7 protein-coding genes are annotated in these 16150 nt (G+C 44.2%); 3 read left to right on the top strand and 4 right to left on the bottom strand.

Annotation, left to right across the window (positions count from 1 at the left end):
• Positions 1-142: 142 nt before the first annotated feature.
• Genes QUA90_RS10420 through QUA90_RS10410 form a run of 3 tightly spaced genes read right to left on the bottom strand, consistent with a single transcriptional unit; the run spans position 143 to position 7120 of the window.
• On the bottom strand, positions 143-3802 hold the full coding sequence (locus QUA90_RS10420) for a helicase-related protein (protein WP_333445323.1): 3660 nt from the start codon (positions 3800-3802) through the stop codon (positions 143-145).
• Positions 3799-6837, bottom strand: a complete 3039-nt coding sequence (locus QUA90_RS10415) for a hypothetical protein (RefSeq protein ID WP_333445321.1) — start codon at positions 6835-6837, stop codon at positions 3799-3801. The genes QUA90_RS10420 and QUA90_RS10415 overlap by 4 nt, the downstream gene beginning before the upstream one ends.
• Before the next feature lie 13 nt (positions 6838-6850).
• Entirely contained in the window at positions 6851-7120 is a 270-nt protein-coding gene (locus QUA90_RS10410; RefSeq protein ID WP_333326192.1) for a YciI family protein, read from the bottom strand.
• 163 nt (positions 7121-7283) lie between these two features.
• On the opposite strand from QUA90_RS10410, the gene QUA90_RS10405 reads away from it, so the two are divergent.
• A complete protein-coding gene (locus QUA90_RS10405; RefSeq protein ID WP_333389776.1) occupies positions 7284-7856 on the top strand; it encodes a Uma2 family endonuclease in 573 nt (190 codons plus the stop codon).
• A 258-nt stretch (positions 7857-8114) separates the two neighbouring features.
• Here the strand turns inward: QUA90_RS10405 and pheT are convergent, their stop codons facing one another.
• Positions 8115-10559: a phenylalanine--tRNA ligase subunit beta gene (gene pheT, locus QUA90_RS10400; RefSeq protein WP_333445319.1), complete on the bottom strand. Its 2445-nt coding sequence runs from the start codon at positions 10557-10559 to the stop codon at positions 8115-8117.
• A 533-nt stretch (positions 10560-11092) separates the two neighbouring features.
• Between pheT and QUA90_RS10395 the strand changes: the two genes are divergently transcribed.
• Together QUA90_RS10395 and QUA90_RS10390 are read left to right on the top strand one after the other, a co-directional pair.
• Positions 11093-12724 (top strand): serine/threonine-protein kinase, encoded by a 1632-nt coding sequence (locus QUA90_RS10395; RefSeq protein WP_333326198.1) that lies wholly within the window; start codon positions 11093-11095, stop codon positions 12722-12724.
• A 230-nt stretch (positions 12725-12954) separates the two neighbouring features.
• Positions 12955-16128, top strand: coding sequence for an MASE1 domain-containing protein (locus tag QUA90_RS10390; protein ID WP_333445317.1), 3174 nt, complete (start codon positions 12955-12957; stop codon positions 16126-16128).
• Positions 16129-16150 lie beyond the last annotated feature (22 nt).

Here is a 16150-nt window from a genome sequence, read left to right as displayed (position 1 = left end):
AGCTAGCTGACGCAGCCTACAAGTTTCAGTAGACTTGCATTGCATAAGTCTTTGATTTGTACAGAAACCGCAGATGCAAGGCAGATAAACGCAGATAAACGCAGATAAGTTCAGGATAGGAAAGCTTGGGAATGCAAGAGGTCTAGTTTACCTGCTTCGACAAAATTAAATTGAGCACGTTTAATTCGTTGGAACTTAAAAGATATTTATCTGTAAAAATCTTTTCTCGACTTTGCTCTAAACTGTAGCTTCTAAACACAATAAATGGGAAATCTCGATACTTGTGTCCGATCGGCATTACACTATCTACAGGGTAGATCGATCGCACATAAGCCGACAAAATATCCCGAAACCGCCTATCTTCCGGTTCTTCCAGCCTGCTGTCAGCAAAATACTCTTTCATTTCCTCAGCGCTGACAAAAGCAAACAGCGGTATGGCATAATAGCGATCGAACTGCTGACTCTGCTCTTCAAAATACTGAGTTTTCTCCACATCGCTGTTGAGAAACTGCAAAAGCTCGATCGCACCTCCTGTAATGGCCGATATTACATTCTCCGGGGACGAATCGCTATCCCTAATTAGACGCATTTTGTGCAGCAACTTCTTTTCTAGACATTCCTTGATTTCTCGATGAAGCCGTATCTGGTATGTTTCTACCAAAGTGCGATCGGCTAGAGGTACGATCAACAAACTACCGCAAACATGACCGAGTTCTAAATTATCATAGCTCAACAAACCATCCAGCGGATTACACTTCTCCAAAAACTTACGATTAAAATCCTCCCGCATTTCCAGATAGGAATCGCCCTTTTTACGAGACTTATCAGAATTTGTCAAAACAAACTCCCCGCGACCCAAAAGCTGTTCCAGGCTCGTATAAACCTCCTTAAACAACATATTTCCTCGCTGGCTCTCGCTCTTTAATGTTTTAATTAGAGCCGCCATTTTGCTGCTAAAAGTATCCCCGACTGCGGAAACCGACTTACCGCCGATGGGAATCATCAAAAACTTTTCCCTACCTAAATAACCGTATCCCGAAATCCGCGTCATCACCGCCGTCTTCAGAATTAGCAATAAATTCAACAAACTCAATTTGCTTTCTTGCAGGGAAAGTGCCGCATCATCAGCGTAATAAACTGCGGTATCAGATAGGTAAAAAACCAATTCTTTGTCTTCACCATCAAGGGTTTTACCGTTGTCATATTCTCCGCGTCCCCGATAAATCACCTGTATGACTTCCATCAGATTTTTCTCAATCTGGAAGTGAGCAATATCAACTAAAATATGCTTAGTTTTCGGGAAAGAAAGTCCACGACTTCCCGATGCAGTCATAAAGATTACTTTAGCTGTATTTTTGTATTCCTGTATTTTTTCTTTCTCATCTTCCGAGATATTCGCGTGAATTTCCAGATAATCGGTGAAAGGCTCAAAAATTTCGCGACTATCTTTAATTTTTTCAATTAATTCGGCTAATCTTTGCTTGTTTTGAATATATACTATAATTTGTTCCACACCGGGGATGGCTAATCGGTGGTTGATATCCTCAATTATTTCAGACTGTACCCGCTTTACTAAATTAGTATTCTGTTTTAAAGGCGCATTTTCACTGTATTTAACAGTTTCGACAAATACCTTATAAGTTATCTCTAAACTGCGCGCCGGGTAGGAATTCGCATTAATCACCTTTGCAGCTAGATTGTTAAATTTAAAAGGAATAACTTGTAAAGGTTGAATTTCTTCCGAATCTTTCGCTAACTTTTTAAAATAGATTTTGTCCGGTTCCGGTGACGTGTTATCAAGGTGTTGTTTAATGACATCAGTGTCAACTATCGAAGCATCTGCGACAATAATTTTAGTATTAAAGCCATGTTCCCGCTTGTGTAACTCATGTTTTTTGACAATCTTGGCAATTCCGGCTAAAAACTCAACGCCACCATCATCTCCCGTAATTTCATCTATCATAATGAAAATATGTTTGATGCGACTGGATATTTCTTGCATCTTAGCGGGAATGACCCGTTTGTCCCGTTTATTGTAAGTATCTTGAAATATTTTTTCTAAATGCTCTAGGGTATTTTGTCGGTTTTCTTTCATCTTCACCGATTGAATAGAAACGGTAGCTACGATATTACTAGATACCCGCTCATTTATCAGCGCGTATATACCTTCGCAAATGCTCTTGAGCACTCCATTTCCTTTGGAATTAACGGGTTTAATTACTGTTTCTCCCTTTTTTTCAAGTTCTGATTGATGATATTCCGTCCTCTTAATTTCTGAATCATCCTTGAGGAAGCGAACAGTTTTTTTTGTCAAATCTTCGCGATATTTATTCGATGCGTACTTGACGGTACAGTGTCCTGAATTGCTTTTGATGATATCGGCGTTAGTGTTGATACAAAATAATCGATCGTCGCACAGCAAACGAGTATTTTCATCTTTGAATTTTTCGATAATATCCAAGTTTACTTGCTTGCGGGGACTGACGTATAGGAATAAGAAACCGTCGTCGATATGGCTTTTGAGGAATTTGGCGATCGCAGTTGTTTTCCCAATTCCCGGATTCCCCGTCAAAAAGATATAAGTTTCATCAGATTGAAGCGCTTTCACAATCAATTCAGCGTGAGCATTTCGCAGGTCTAATCCGCGAGAAATTTGCAAGTCATCTGCCAGTTTATCTGATATAATATCTATGGAATTAACAAAATCGTCTATCCGTTCTGTATGAGGTACAGGTTCAGTGACATTTTTTCCAATTCCCAACAAAGAATCAACAAACTTTCGGCCGTCTTTGAAACTGCGAGCCGCGTTGAGTTGAATAACCTTTAAAACTTCGGTGCGAGCATCGCTAATCTCTTTACCTTTCGCTTCATTCTGGTAAATTTGGGAACAAGTTGCTAATAAGTTAATTTTGTCCTGGCGTAGGGAAATAGCGCTAATATTGCGATCGCCATAACCAACCACATTAAACAAAACCTCAGCATCACTTGAAATTATACCAGTTTGTTGTAGAAATCCATAGAAACTGTGAGCGTAGCTACCAGCCTGAATCAGCTTAGCGCTTTCCTTATCCTTATACTTAAAAGCTGTAAAAAAGCGTTTTAAATCCTCCGAGAAATCCACACCTAAAGTGCTGGTATCCATCCGCAGATTAGAAAACACGCTTTTCGATCGCAAATAGCTAATTTCCCTCATCAAATATTTTCGTATCACCTCTATTTCATTGATATCCTCCGGTTTTGGAGCTAGCGTCGGAGAAAACACAGACAAATCAACGCAGAGAATTCTAAAATCATTTCCATACTGTAACAGCATCAGCGTATCAGCCTGCAAAAACTCACCCTTTTTCGAGTAGCAGCGGATGTACGAGTTAATCTCATCATCTGATAAACTAAGTTTGGCAGTTTTTAACTGAGACAATAACTCTTTAAACGCTTCTTTATCACCCTTGTTATAGGTTCTGATACTGTTAGCATCACTAAAACTGCACTGACAATACACTATTTTCAACCGCTGCAAATTCCAGCCAGTAGATTTCACGTACTCCCGGAAAAAATTCAACCCACCCAAAAAGCCTTTTTGGACAAAGAACAAACTCCATTTTTCAACGATTTCAGCATCTAAACTAGCCAGGAGATTCGCTTCTCTAACGATTTCCGCCGTCATCTTCGGCAATTTGAGCCTCTGCAAATCCAGACGGTAGGCATCACCAAAATTGTGACTTAAATTTTCCCCCTGAATATATGCGAGAATCCCGATATTGAAGCCTACCTCAAACAGCCGCCCAAAATCTTCACTTATCATAATTGTGTACTTCCCTTAGTGACATTTAATACTTCTCTTACCTTATTCAAAAAAGCCAGGGAGTTAAACTCAGCATTCCCGCGCGGATGACTAAACACAGATACAGCACCAACGGATTCATCGCCGATAATCTGCTCGTAGGGGTCAAGTTTAAAACTCAGATCTTTTTTGCGAGCTTCATAGCGATAAAAGTGAAAAATTGTTAAATAATGTAGCAAAGTATCTTTAATTGCACCGTCGTAAATTAACCCTTGGTGAAGGTCTTGATCGTCCAGAATACCGTCGTATATATGCAACAAAGTAGAGTAGGAAATCACACCGTTATAAAAGTTTTTTTCCTCCTTTACCTTAAGCCCGTTAAACAAGTTAAAAAACATCACAGCTTGTTGACTGGTATCTGCAAACAAGCTCGAAAGCTCCATAGCATCCTGAATGTAAAAAGGTTTTCCCTTATCACCTAGGAAACTGCGGACATAGTATTTATCAAAAAACATCGGATAAATTTTGATATCTCGTCGCTCTCCTTTCAAAGTTCGGAGCAATTTTTTTGACATAAAAGACAATTCCTCGTCTTCCTCAGTCTTTGTAATATGCAGCGTACTCATGTAAGGTGCTTGCGAAATATATGCGAAATTCCGATATCCTTGCTGATAAAGCTGACTCATTGCATCTTCAAGGATTAACGGCTCAGTATAAAGGCGGCTGACACTGTAATTTTCGGAAAAAGTTTTCAGCACTTTGACTTCAATTGCATCATCTTCGAGGCGATTAATCCCGATAGCTTCTCCGATTAAACTAGCTGTTCTTTGGAAGCGGTTTTTATTACTTTTTTTAGCATCACTGTCGCGACTGGAAACAACAATGATTGCTAAATTATCCAACTCTGGAGATAACTTCACATTGTTAAATTTAAACCTTTTCGGTAGAATTGAATACATTGAACTCAAACCGTTATGAACTTTGTAACTATTGGGATATTCTCTAATACGAAATCCCTGAGAAGTTGAGCGTTGTTTTTCACTCAAAATGTGACATAATGTTTTGGAAACGTTAGCCATAAATTTTTCAGAGACCGAAGGGTATTTTTCGTCACCTTCATGGAGCCTCACCATCGGAATAAATAAGTTTTTTGCAGTATTTTCGAGTAAAACTCTCAGGCAGATATAAGACAGCAGCAACATGGTAAATTTATACACAAAAGCCGCTGCAGGTAGTAAACCTTTATCACCGCTGTCTAGTCGTTTGTCGTCATAAGGAAACAACACTAATTTTGTTGTTAAAAAATGCTGGTTGTATATTTTTCTAGAACGATCGGCTTTAGGTGCTGAAAGCATTGGCAAAATATCGACACCTTTGATATTGTATTCCATGCTGAAATTTTGGCGTTCATCAGTAGGAAAATAGCGGACATCTTCGATAGTAATATTTATCGGTAGCTGACAGATGGCTGTTTCATCAACACTAGGCTGTTCGACGACAATATAATGTAGTGTCTGCTTGTAATTTCGATCCAGAACTTCATTAAAAAATTTATCATTATTCAAAATATTTTCAATGTCTTCTAACAGACCTATTTTGAGGTTTACGTGTCGCGTTTCTGTACGGGTTGGCAAAATTGTTTGGCGTTCGAGAAAGCCTTTCAGCATTCTTTTAAGATGGTTAATTTTATGTTTAACATTAACCTCCTTAAAGCGTGTAACAAAATTTCGGAAAAGTCTTTTTTTGATTTCCTCATTATCACGATTTAATACATCTTTCATGAGTTGCTCAAAAGCCGGAATAGGATTAAATTCAAGTTCCAATTCTGGGTTGTAATTTTGCGATCCTGGAGTGTGGGGAGATGCAAACACACAGTGATACAAAAATGCTATTTTTAACACTTTGCGGACGAAGGTTTCGGTATTAGCATCTTCGGTAAGTTCTGCTTTGTGTTCTTCACTATCGGGATTTAGCAGATTCAAATGATATTCAAATACGTCCTTTCCACCGCGCGCTTGAACTGGGTTGTCCAATTTTAGTTTGAGACCAAAGATAAATTTACGTTCGTTCCGATGATTGTCCGTGCTTTCTCCCAAGTAACCTTCTACAAGAGGAATAATTGGCAGCGCATCTAAAAATTCCGAGCGCGCAAAAATTTCTCTGTAATTAACTCTAACACCAGCATAATTTGCAGCATACTCGCCATCGGCTTTACTGCTGTCGTTGATGTAATCTTCTATCAATCTGAGACGACGAATCAAATCTTTTAAATAGATGATTCCTACAGTATCTGTGCTGCTAGCAGTGATGTGTTCCAGCAGATACTCCAAATAAGTAATCTTGGCTTCTTTGTTAATTTTTCCTAGGGTTTCTTTGTCTACCAGTCGGATCAATTTATGAAAATCCGAGTATTCATTATTAACCATCTCATCAAGACGATGGTTAAGTTCTTGCTTATCGTCGCTATTCTCGGCATTTTCCCTAATATAGTTTTCTAAACCCTCCTTTAGCTGTTGTTGAAAAATATCCGTGTTTCGTACAGCAATAGTCAATTTATGCAGTTTTAAAGTCCCAGGACTTGCAGATATCTGGCGTTCCAAAGTTAGCTTTTCTTTTTCTAACGAAGTGTGGCGAGTACCAAAATCGTATTTGAGACCTAACTTTTTGCCGTCTCCCTGAAAAGAGGATGAATCTAAAGGACTGATTAAGCTAGCGACAAACTTTTCAATTGAAGTATTGTGTGGGAGCAATTTAGATGCTAAGTGCTGCCGCAAACACTCTTTAATCTGCCTGACTCGATCGCCAAAAAGCTCCTCAACTTCTGGCGGGAAATTGACAGTGGCAGCATCTGCTTGACGTTCAAAGGAACCCAAGGGTGTCCGCACTTGCATTTTTGCAACATCAGCAGCAATGGCATCAATATCGACGATCAGACGGCGGCGGTCATCTGATATATTAAACGGATTGTTTCCCTGCAAAACTTCTAAAATCTTTGCCAGCAAATCGCCATAGTCAACTGGAACTAAATCGCTGTCATCCAATCTTAAGATGTTCACCCTGTTAACCCCTTCAAAAAGCTTGAATCCACTCTTTCACGTCGTACTCAGTCCAAACCCCATTTACCCAATAAGGATCGGCTTCCACCAATTGTCGCACCTGCGCCTCATCTTCAGCTTCGTAAATTGCAAAAACTTTTGTTAAATCTTTCGTTGGCCCGATCGTACTTAACACACCCGATTCCTTCTGCTTAGCCAATCCTGCTAAATGAGCGTCTCGAAAGGGAGTGCGTTTTTCGAGAACGTCTTCGCAGTAACTTCCCCACATCACATATTTGGTCACGGTTTTGAGCCTTGGATAAATTTGTTTAAAAATAATTGTACAATAAGAGTAGCAGGATTTGACGAGTTTTTTTAGGATAAAATTGATTAACCGCAGAGGGCGCAGAGGTCGCTGAGGAAGAGAGGGAAGAAGAGAGAGGTTTGTTAGAAAGAAGGAGGTTACTATGACTTTATTAGATATTCGGCTGCTGACAGTTGAAGAATATGACCGGATGACGGAAATTGGTATTTTTGACGAAGATGAACGGGTAGAATTACTAGCAGGGCAGATAGTAAAGATGGCAGCGAAAGGAACAGCACACGGTGCGGCGATTGCGCGCACGAAGGTATTACTGGATAACCGTTTAGGAGAACAGATTTTGGTGCGGCTGCAAGACCCGGTTCGGATGAATAATTACTCGCAACCTGAACCGGATCTTTCTGTAGTTATACCAGATCCACTTTACTATGAAGACCACCATCCAATTCCTTCAGAAATTTATCTGATTATTGAAGTTGCGGATACTACGCTGAGAACGGATTGCGGGATTAAAGCGAAAATTTATGCTGAGTCGGGAATTACTGATTATTGGGTTTTGGATGTGAATAATCGGCAACTCCACGTTTTTCAAGAACCGAGTCAGGATGGTTATCAAAGTCGGGTGATTCTTGCGGATGGTGATAGTATTTCTCTTTTGCGGTTTCCTGATTGTTCTTTTTTTGTGCGGGAGATGTTGCGGCCCTTGGTGTCAATTTAAGGCTTTTTCCCTGAGTCCGGCAGGGGTTGAAACCCCCGCCTCAAAGCTGAAGTCCTCTCAAGAGGACTGAAGAGTTCATTAGTTAGCAATTATGCACTTTAGAGGGTTTTATTGCAAAAATTTGAGATTCTTCGCTTTGCTCAAAATGGCAAATTTACCTTGTAATCCGTAAGTCTTGTTAGTCCTCTTTAGAGGACTTTAGCTTTTAGCCAGGGAATTCATTCCCTGGCGGCCTCCATTGGTGAGTGACGGCCTATTTTAGCTTCTCAAACTAACGCCGAATTTCTCAACTAAAACATCGCGAACTTTTTGTTGGGCTGGTTCGACATCGGTTTCGCTCAAAGTTCGATCGCCCGCGCGGTAAACTAACCGAAAAGCCAAACTCCGCTGTCCCGCCGGCACGTTGTCGCCCCGATATTCGTCAAACAGTTCCACCGAATCCAGCAAACTACCCGCCGCCTTTTTCATCGCACTCTGCATCTCAACAACGGGAACTTCAACCGGTGCGAAAAATGCAATGTCTCTGTCAGAAGCGGGGAAACTCGAATAACCCGCGAATTTGCGAGTTAAGTTGTTCGATCGCCCTAACTCACCCAACAGCACGGCCAAATCTAATTGAAACACGTAAACCTGCTCAGGCAAATCCTTTTCTTGCTGCAATTGCGGGTGCAACTGTCCAAAAACTCCTAAATGTTTTCCGTTTAACGATAACGCAGCCGTGCGGCCCGGATGCAAGCGTGTATTCGAGGAATCGCTTTGATATTCTACCGACAAACCCAACTCCTGAAACGCGCTTTCCAAGATACCTTTTGCCTCAAACCAAGTCAAAGGTTGATCGCGCCCTCCCTGCTGCCATTTCCACACAGTCGGATCGCCGCCAATAATCCCCGCAACTGCATCGGCTTCCTTCATTGCATCCCCATCTTTCCAGAAAATGCGGCCGACTTCAAAACCGTTTAGCGCCCCATTTCCCTGTTCCAAATTGTACTGGAAAGCATCAATCAAACCCGACAGCATTTCTGTCCGCAAAGCCGAATACTCCACAAACAGCGGATTCGCCAGCACAACCTGATTGTCTCCCTCAGTTTTCACCAAAGAATAGTGCATCAACTCCGTCAACCCGGCCGCCCGAAAAGCCGATCGCACATTCCGAATTGCCGCATATTCCGGCGACAGATAACCCGGTTCCGTTTTACTAGGCAAAGTATCGCAGAAATTGTCATAACCGTGGAGTCTGGCAGCTTCTTCAATTAAGTCAATTTCCCTTTCTAAATCCCGGTAGCGGTAAGGAGGAACAGTCACATTCCAAACCCGCTCTTTTTCCGTTGGAACAACTTCGCATCCCAAGGCTGTGAGAATATTTTTCACCTCTTCCGGTTCCAGATATTTAGAACCGCCCGTTTCTCCTCTTTTCAACTGCCCTAAAACCAGATTAACTCGGTCTAAACGCAATTCGAGCGATCGCGAAAAACTCAAATCCTCGCCCGAACGCGACGTTTTCTGCACCGTCGCAGTGCCTCCAGCCAACTCCAAAATTAGGGCGACAGCGCGGTTGCAAGCAGTCGTCAAAGCCGCCTGATTCACCCCCCGCTCGTAGCGGATCGATGCCTCGCTCCGCAGGCCTTGAGCGCGCGCAGAACGGCGAATCGTTGCCTGGTCAAAAATCGCTGCTTCCAAGACTAAATTTTGCGTTCCTTCGTGAACTTCCGTGTCTTCGCCGCCCATTACCCCAGCTAAGGCAACAGGTTTGTCGCTAGCAGTAATTAACAGGTTTTGTGCTTGCAAATTGCGGTTTTGTCCGTCCAAGGTTTTGAAGGATTCCCCTGATGAAGCAAAGCGGACGCCGATGTTGATATCTTGAGTACCAGTGAAAGATTGTAGGCGATCGCGATCGAAAGCGTGCAGTGGCTGACCCCATTCCAATAAAATGTAATTAGTCACGTCAACCACATTATTGATCGGTCGCACTCCCGCCGCCTGCAACCGCTGCTGCAACCAAGCTGGAGAAGCAGCAATTTTCACACCTTCAATTGCCGTGCCGATGTAAATCGGGCATCCTTGCGGTTCCGATATTTCTACTGCCAAACCAGGACTTTCTTTGCCCTCAATCGCAACACCATTCGCTGCGGGAATTCTCAAACTCGCCCCAGTCAGCGCCGCCACTTCCCGCGCTACACCCACCATGCTCAAAGCGTCAGCCCGGTTGGCAGTTGCTGTTAAGTCTAAAATCACGTCATCTAAACCCAAAAGCGGGCGAATATCGCTGCCCAATTCGGGGTTTTCTAACTCGAAAATGTGAATCCCGGCTGACTCTTTAGATAGTCCCAATTCCGCCAGAGAGCAAATCATTCCTTCGGAAGGAACGCCCCGCAATTTAGCAGGTTTAATCTTTAAATCAATAGTCGATAAATAAGTGCCAACAACAGCGACAGGCACATAAATCTCTGCCCTAGCGTTCGGTGCGCCACAAACAATATTCAAAGCTTCTGAAGAGCCCACATCCACTTGACAAACTCTCAATTTGTCTGCATTCGGATGCTGTTCGCAGGCGATGATTTTGCCCAAAACTACGCCGTTTGCCCACGGGCGGCGGTCTTCAATTTCTTCAACTTCAAACCCAGCCATTGTCAGGGTTTCGGCTAATTCTTCCGGGGATATCGCCACATCCACCAATTCCCGGAGCCACTTTAGAGATATACGCATAATTTAGTCAGTAGTTAGTTGTCAGTGCTCGGTAGTTATTAGTCAAAAATCGTAGCCTGTCAGCACCGACTTTTGAGTCCCAGAATTTATTCTGGAAAGCTTTTCATAGCATACTAATTTAATTTTGTCAATACTGTTACGGTACACATCAGCAAAAACGAGGGATCTGCCCAAAGATAGATGTCTATTGGGGGATGAGTAGCATTCTCATTCAGAGAATGAGGTATGCTAGAGACATCTAAAAACGCAAAAAGCACTTAAGTTTAGAAAGACTTTACACAAAAAAGCACAACTTTAGCAAGTCTTTAAACTATCTTCAAGGATAATCAACCGAAAACACTCAAACCAACGAGATAATCAAAATAGGGAAAAGATATCGGCTTAAAAGACTTAGGTGCAATTCCAATTCGCGATCGAAGGCACGGCTTGCCGAAAACTGATAGATTAGTATGTCTACCAGAAGCAGGAACAGGCTATTTGTGCAGTCGAGCGACGCTGACAAGATCAGAACAACATAGGCAAACTCAATCAATATGAGCTACTGCGTAAATCCGGGCTGTCCCCATCCTCAAAACCCTGCTGACTCTATTCTTCAGTGTCAGACTTGCGGTGCGCGGTTATTGCTGCGCGCTCGCTACCGAGTCATTGAACCGTTAGGACAAGGAGGTTTTGGAGCTACATTTCTGGCAAAAGACATCTCATTGCCCGGTCAACCGAGTTGTGTAGTCAAGCAACTGCGACCCAGTAGTTCGTCGCCGCGAGTTTTAGAGATGGCGCGGGAATTATTCAAGCGAGAGGCGAAAACCCTCGGCCAACTGGGCGACCACCCGCAAGTACCGAGGCTACTAGACTATTTTGAAACAGAACAGCAATTTTACTTAGTTCAAGAGTATGTTAAAGGCTCGACTTTGAAACAAGAAGTCAAGCACTCAGGCCGTTTCAACGAATCGGATGTTAAAAATTTTCTATTAGAAATTCTGCCAGTAGTGCAATATATCCACAGCCAAGGAGTAATTCACCGAGACATCAAACCCGCAAATATTATTCGCCGAGTTCAAGACGGCCACTTAGTTCTGATTGACTTCGGAGCGGTAAAAGACCAAGTTAGTCAAACAATATTATTAGACCCCGCCGACCAAAGCGCCAACACGAAATTTTCAGTCGGCACATTTAGTTTTGCCCCCCCGGAACAAATGGCGCTGCGGCCGATATTTGCCAGCGACATCTACGCGGTGGGCATGACTTGCTTGTACTTGCTGACAGGAAAATCGCCCAAGGATTTAGATTTTGATGGAGTAACCGGCGAAATTGTTTGGCAGCCCCACGTTCAGGTAAGCCCAAATTTTGCGCGGATTCTCGAAAAAATGCTCAAGCCGATGGTTGGGCACCGCTTCCAATCGGCAGCAGATGTCCTCAGAGCTCTCTCTGGCCAATTTGAAGACCCAAGTCTTGTGGATGGCTTGGCAACTCAATTCAACGGCTCTTCTCGTACAGTTGAAGAACCGACAATATTTAATGACGAGGGTTCTTCGTGGTCACCGCCGAGGAGCAAAATCAATGAAGATTTGCGATCGAACCACACCCGCGCTGGTAGAACTTCCTTCAGCCAATCTGGGAACACGGGGATGCAGCCCAGAGTTTCCCGTACTCTGGCTGAGTCCGGCAGAACTTTCGGAACGGTTGGACATTCTAGCGACAATTTAGCAGTGTCAAAGCTATCGAAAGTTGCTCCTAAATGGGACACCAACAGCTTGCGAGCGGCATATTTTAAAGGCAAGCGCGATTTTGCTGACTGCGAACTGTCTGGCCTGCAACTGCAAAAATTGCAGTTAGCGGGGGGGAATTTTTATCAGGCTAGGTTGGTGAAGGCCAATTTGCAAGCAGCGGATTTGTCGGGCGCGAATTTGGGTCACGCGAGGTTAATTCAGGCAAATTTGCGAGATGCTAATTTGACTGAGGCTTATTGCAGCACTGCCAATTTTGAAGGCGCGGATTTCCGAGGTGCTGACTTGACGGGGGCTTATTTGACTAAGGCGAATTTGCGGGGAGCCAATTTGTGCGGGGCGAATCTTACCAACGCTACAGTTTCTGATGAACAACTGGCAATGGCAAAGACCAATTGGCTTACTATTAAGCCGGATGGTAAGCGGAGTTTTGGATTTTAAGAAGTCATTAGTCATTGGTCATTAGTCATTGGTCATTAGTCATTAGTCAGTAGTCATTAGTTAGTGGGTAGCTGCTACGAATAACAACAGTCAACAGTCAACAGTCAACAGTCAACAGTCAACAGTCAACTCCCCCTCCCCCAGTCAGGTGAGTCGTCAGGAGGAAGCTCGATCGCCCCAAAGCCGCCTAAATTAAAAACTAGGAATGGAGGATTCGATCGCACCTAAACATGAAACTGCTCAACCCCCGCACTCGAACGCTTCTGTACACCGGCATCCTGGCGCTGGCCTACTTTGTTACCGGAAAACTCGCAGTGTCGATGCTGGGACTGGTGAAAGCCGAACCCTCCCCCGTGTGGCCGCCCGCCGGTATTGCTCTAGCGGCACTGCTACTGCAAGGACGACGGATGTGGCCAGGAATTGTCCTCGGTTCGGTGCTGTTAAACTCTACCGGCGGTATACCGTCGGCTGTCATTGCCACATCGGCCTTTAGCGTCACCCTGCAAGCGCTGGCTGGAGAGGCTTTGCTGACTTGGAGCGGATTTTCTACCAAACTCGATCGATTGCGAGATGTTCTGGCTTTAGTGGCGGGCGCTGTCATCGGGTCTACTTTGGTCGGTTCTATCCTCGGCAACTTGGGTACGTGCATTTTTGGTTGGGCTCAGTGGAGCAATTTCTCTCGGAACTGGTGGACTACGTGGCTCGGAGACGGCATGGGAATTTTGATTGTGACGCCTGTGCTGCTGACTTTGAACCACGCCGTTAACAGTTTTAAATTTCCACTAAAACTTAGATGTTTCACTATTCTCAATTACTTGTTTAGGAACAGGCATATTGCCTGTTCCACAAGAGATGAATTTGATTGTGTAACAGGCATATTGCCTGTTATTGAAAAGGGTGTAACAGGTGAGGAAAAATCTCGAATTATTTCAAGTTTAAAAGCATTTTTTAACTGGAACAATAACCAATCACAAGTTACAAATTATTCAAGCAAATGGTCTGCAAGTGAAAACCGATATAATCTTCTATTTTTAATTATTAATTATTCAGAAATAGCGCTCTGGCTGACTCTCTTGCTGAGTGTGAGCTGGCTGTTTTTTTGCTCAAAAACACAAGCGGCGATCGCTCAGTATCCGCTGGAGTATCTGCCTTTTCCTCTGATAGTTTGGGCTGCCCTGCGGTTTCAATCGGCGGGAGCGATTTTTGCTTATTCGATCGTCTCTTACATCGCGATTTGGGGAGCAGTGCAGGGAGGTGGCCCGTTTTTGGCCAAAAGCGATAATCTCAAACAAGCGGTTTTATTTTTACAAGCTTTTACCGGTACGATCGCCCTTGTGGCTCTGATGTTGGCTGCCGCCGTAGCAGAACGCCAGCAAGCGCTGGTGGAGGTGCGCCGCACGGCGGCCATGCTGCGCGATCGCGAAGCTAGTTTAGCCAACGCTCAGCGCATCGCTCAGTTGGGAAATTGGGATTTAAATTGCGCCACCCTCACAGCAACTGACAACTCCGAAGAATCCGCAGAACATCATATATCCAATATCGAATTGCGGTGGTCAAACGAACTTTACCGCCTCTTGGGTTTTGCTCCGGGAACTGTCAAACCCACACCAGAAGTTTTTTTGCAGGCTGTACATCCAGAAGACCGAGAATTGGTGGCGCGATCGCAGCGCCAAGCTATGTTTGAGCGCACACCCTATTGCATTAACTACCGAATTGTGCTATCAGATGGCTCCGAACGCACTGTCTGCGAACAGTCGGCCATTCAGTCAGGGGCGATCGCCGCCACAGTTCAAGACGTTACCGAACGCCACCGCGCGGAAACCGCTTTGCGGGCGTCCTCCGATCGCGATCGCTTGCTCTCAGAAATCGCCCTGCGAATTCGCAACTCCCTCGACCTCGAAGAAATTCTCAACACTACTGTTGCCGAAGTCCGGCAATTTTTCAAGGCAGACCGCGCTTTCATCGGTATTGTGGACGCGGAGGGGGTAAATCTTCCTAACCCGGTATACGGTAAGGTTGTGGCCGAGTCTGTGGATGCCCAATGCCGTTCTCTTTTGGGATGGGTACTCGCTGACGAGAATCACCTCGAAAGCCAGAAAACTTTTTATGCTAACAACCGTGTCCGAACTATCTCCGATACTGCTAGCGTTCAACTCAACGTTCCTATTGCCCAATTGTACAGCGACTATCAAATTAGAGCGACGTTAAATGTGCCGATCGTCCTGGGCGATGAATTGTTCGGGATCTTGGCCGTCAACCAGTGCTCGGGGCCGCGCCAGTGGCAGGAATTTGAAATTGATTTGTTGGAAAAACTCGCTACCCAAGTGGCGATCGCTCTACAGCAAGCCCAACTTTTGCAGCAGGTAAAAGCTCTCAATGCCAACTTGGAATCTCAAGTCGAGGAACGCACCCGCCAACTACAGCAAAAAATGCACGAGTTGCAAGAAAGCAATCGGCTGAAAGACCTATTTTTGCACGCAGTTTCTCACAATCTCCGCACTCCTGTTATGGGAATGTTAATACTGTTGAAAAATTTGCTCAACAAATCGGCATCTGATTCTCTACAAGATGTTCCGGTTTCTCGATCGATTTTGCAGCGCATCGTTCAAGCGAGCGAACACCAGTTGACTATGGTGAATTCCCTGCTCGACGCTCACGCTAGCGAGGTGAAAGGTATTGTTCTCAATACTGTACCGCTAGATTTGCCGTCTTTAGCTTCAGCTATTGTTGCCGATTTAGAACCGATGCTGGCCAAAAATCAAGCAACTTTGACTCAGGAAATCCCGGCGGATTTGCCACAAGTCAAGGCCGACAGCAAACACTTGCAGCGGGTGCTAGAAAATCTGTTGACTAATGCTATTAAACACAATCCTCCGGGAGTCAACATCAATTTTAAAGCCGAGGTAATTGCAGTTGAAAAAGCGCTAAGTTATGAAGAAAATTCCCAGGCTTTAACATCTCAAACTACTCAGATCGCCCGCTGTATCGCTAACGGGATATCTGCTGCGGGCGATCGTCCTAGGATCGGCGAGACCACCCAGAAAAATCAGGAAACCGTGGCCAAATTCAACCTCGACGGCAGTTGCAAAATGCCCCGCTATCAGGGTCAAATTGGCAATAGCGGCAGCAAATTGCCCGGAGTCACCGTAAAAATGGTTCGCTGTACTGTAACAGATAATGGAGTGGGAATCAGCGCCAAACAGCGGGAATCTCTATTTGAACTTTACGTTCACGACCCTAATAGCCGACAATTAACAGGGCTGGGTTTGGGCTTGTACCTCTCCAAGCAAATTATCAAAGCTCACGGCGGCGAAATCGGCGTCGAAAGCACTCCCGGCGGTGGCTCGACTTTCTGGTTTTCGCTACCTGCTGTCAATTCGGACGATCGATCTTTCTCAATCTAAAATCTAAAATCTAAAATCTAAA

Origin of the sequence: Microcoleus sp. D3_18_C4 (genome assembly GCF_036702355.1) — a bacterium.
GTDB lineage: Bacteria > Cyanobacteriota > Cyanobacteriia > Cyanobacteriales > Microcoleaceae > Microcoleus.
Note: the sequence above shows the minus strand (reverse complement) of the source record. Positions and strands in the feature narration are given on the sequence as shown.

What these genes read in the sequence shown, in the direction of transcription:
- QUA90_RS10420 (WP_333445323.1), bottom strand. Translation starts at nt 3,802, where the DNA reads ATGATAAGTGAAGATTTTGGGCGGCTGTTTGAGGTAGGCTTCAATATC.
- pheT (WP_333445319.1), bottom strand. Translation starts at nt 10,559, where the DNA reads ATGCGTATATCTCTAAAGTGGCTCCGGGAATTGGTGGATGTGGCGATA.
- QUA90_RS10390 (WP_333445317.1), top strand. Translation starts at nt 12,955, where the DNA reads ATGAAACTGCTCAACCCCCGCACTCGAACGCTTCTGTACACCGGCATC.
- QUA90_RS10395 (WP_333326198.1), top strand. Translation starts at nt 11,093, where the DNA reads ATGAGCTACTGCGTAAATCCGGGCTGTCCCCATCCTCAAAACCCTGCT.
- QUA90_RS10405 (WP_333389776.1), top strand. Translation starts at nt 7,284, where the DNA reads ATGACTTTATTAGATATTCGGCTGCTGACAGTTGAAGAATATGACCGG.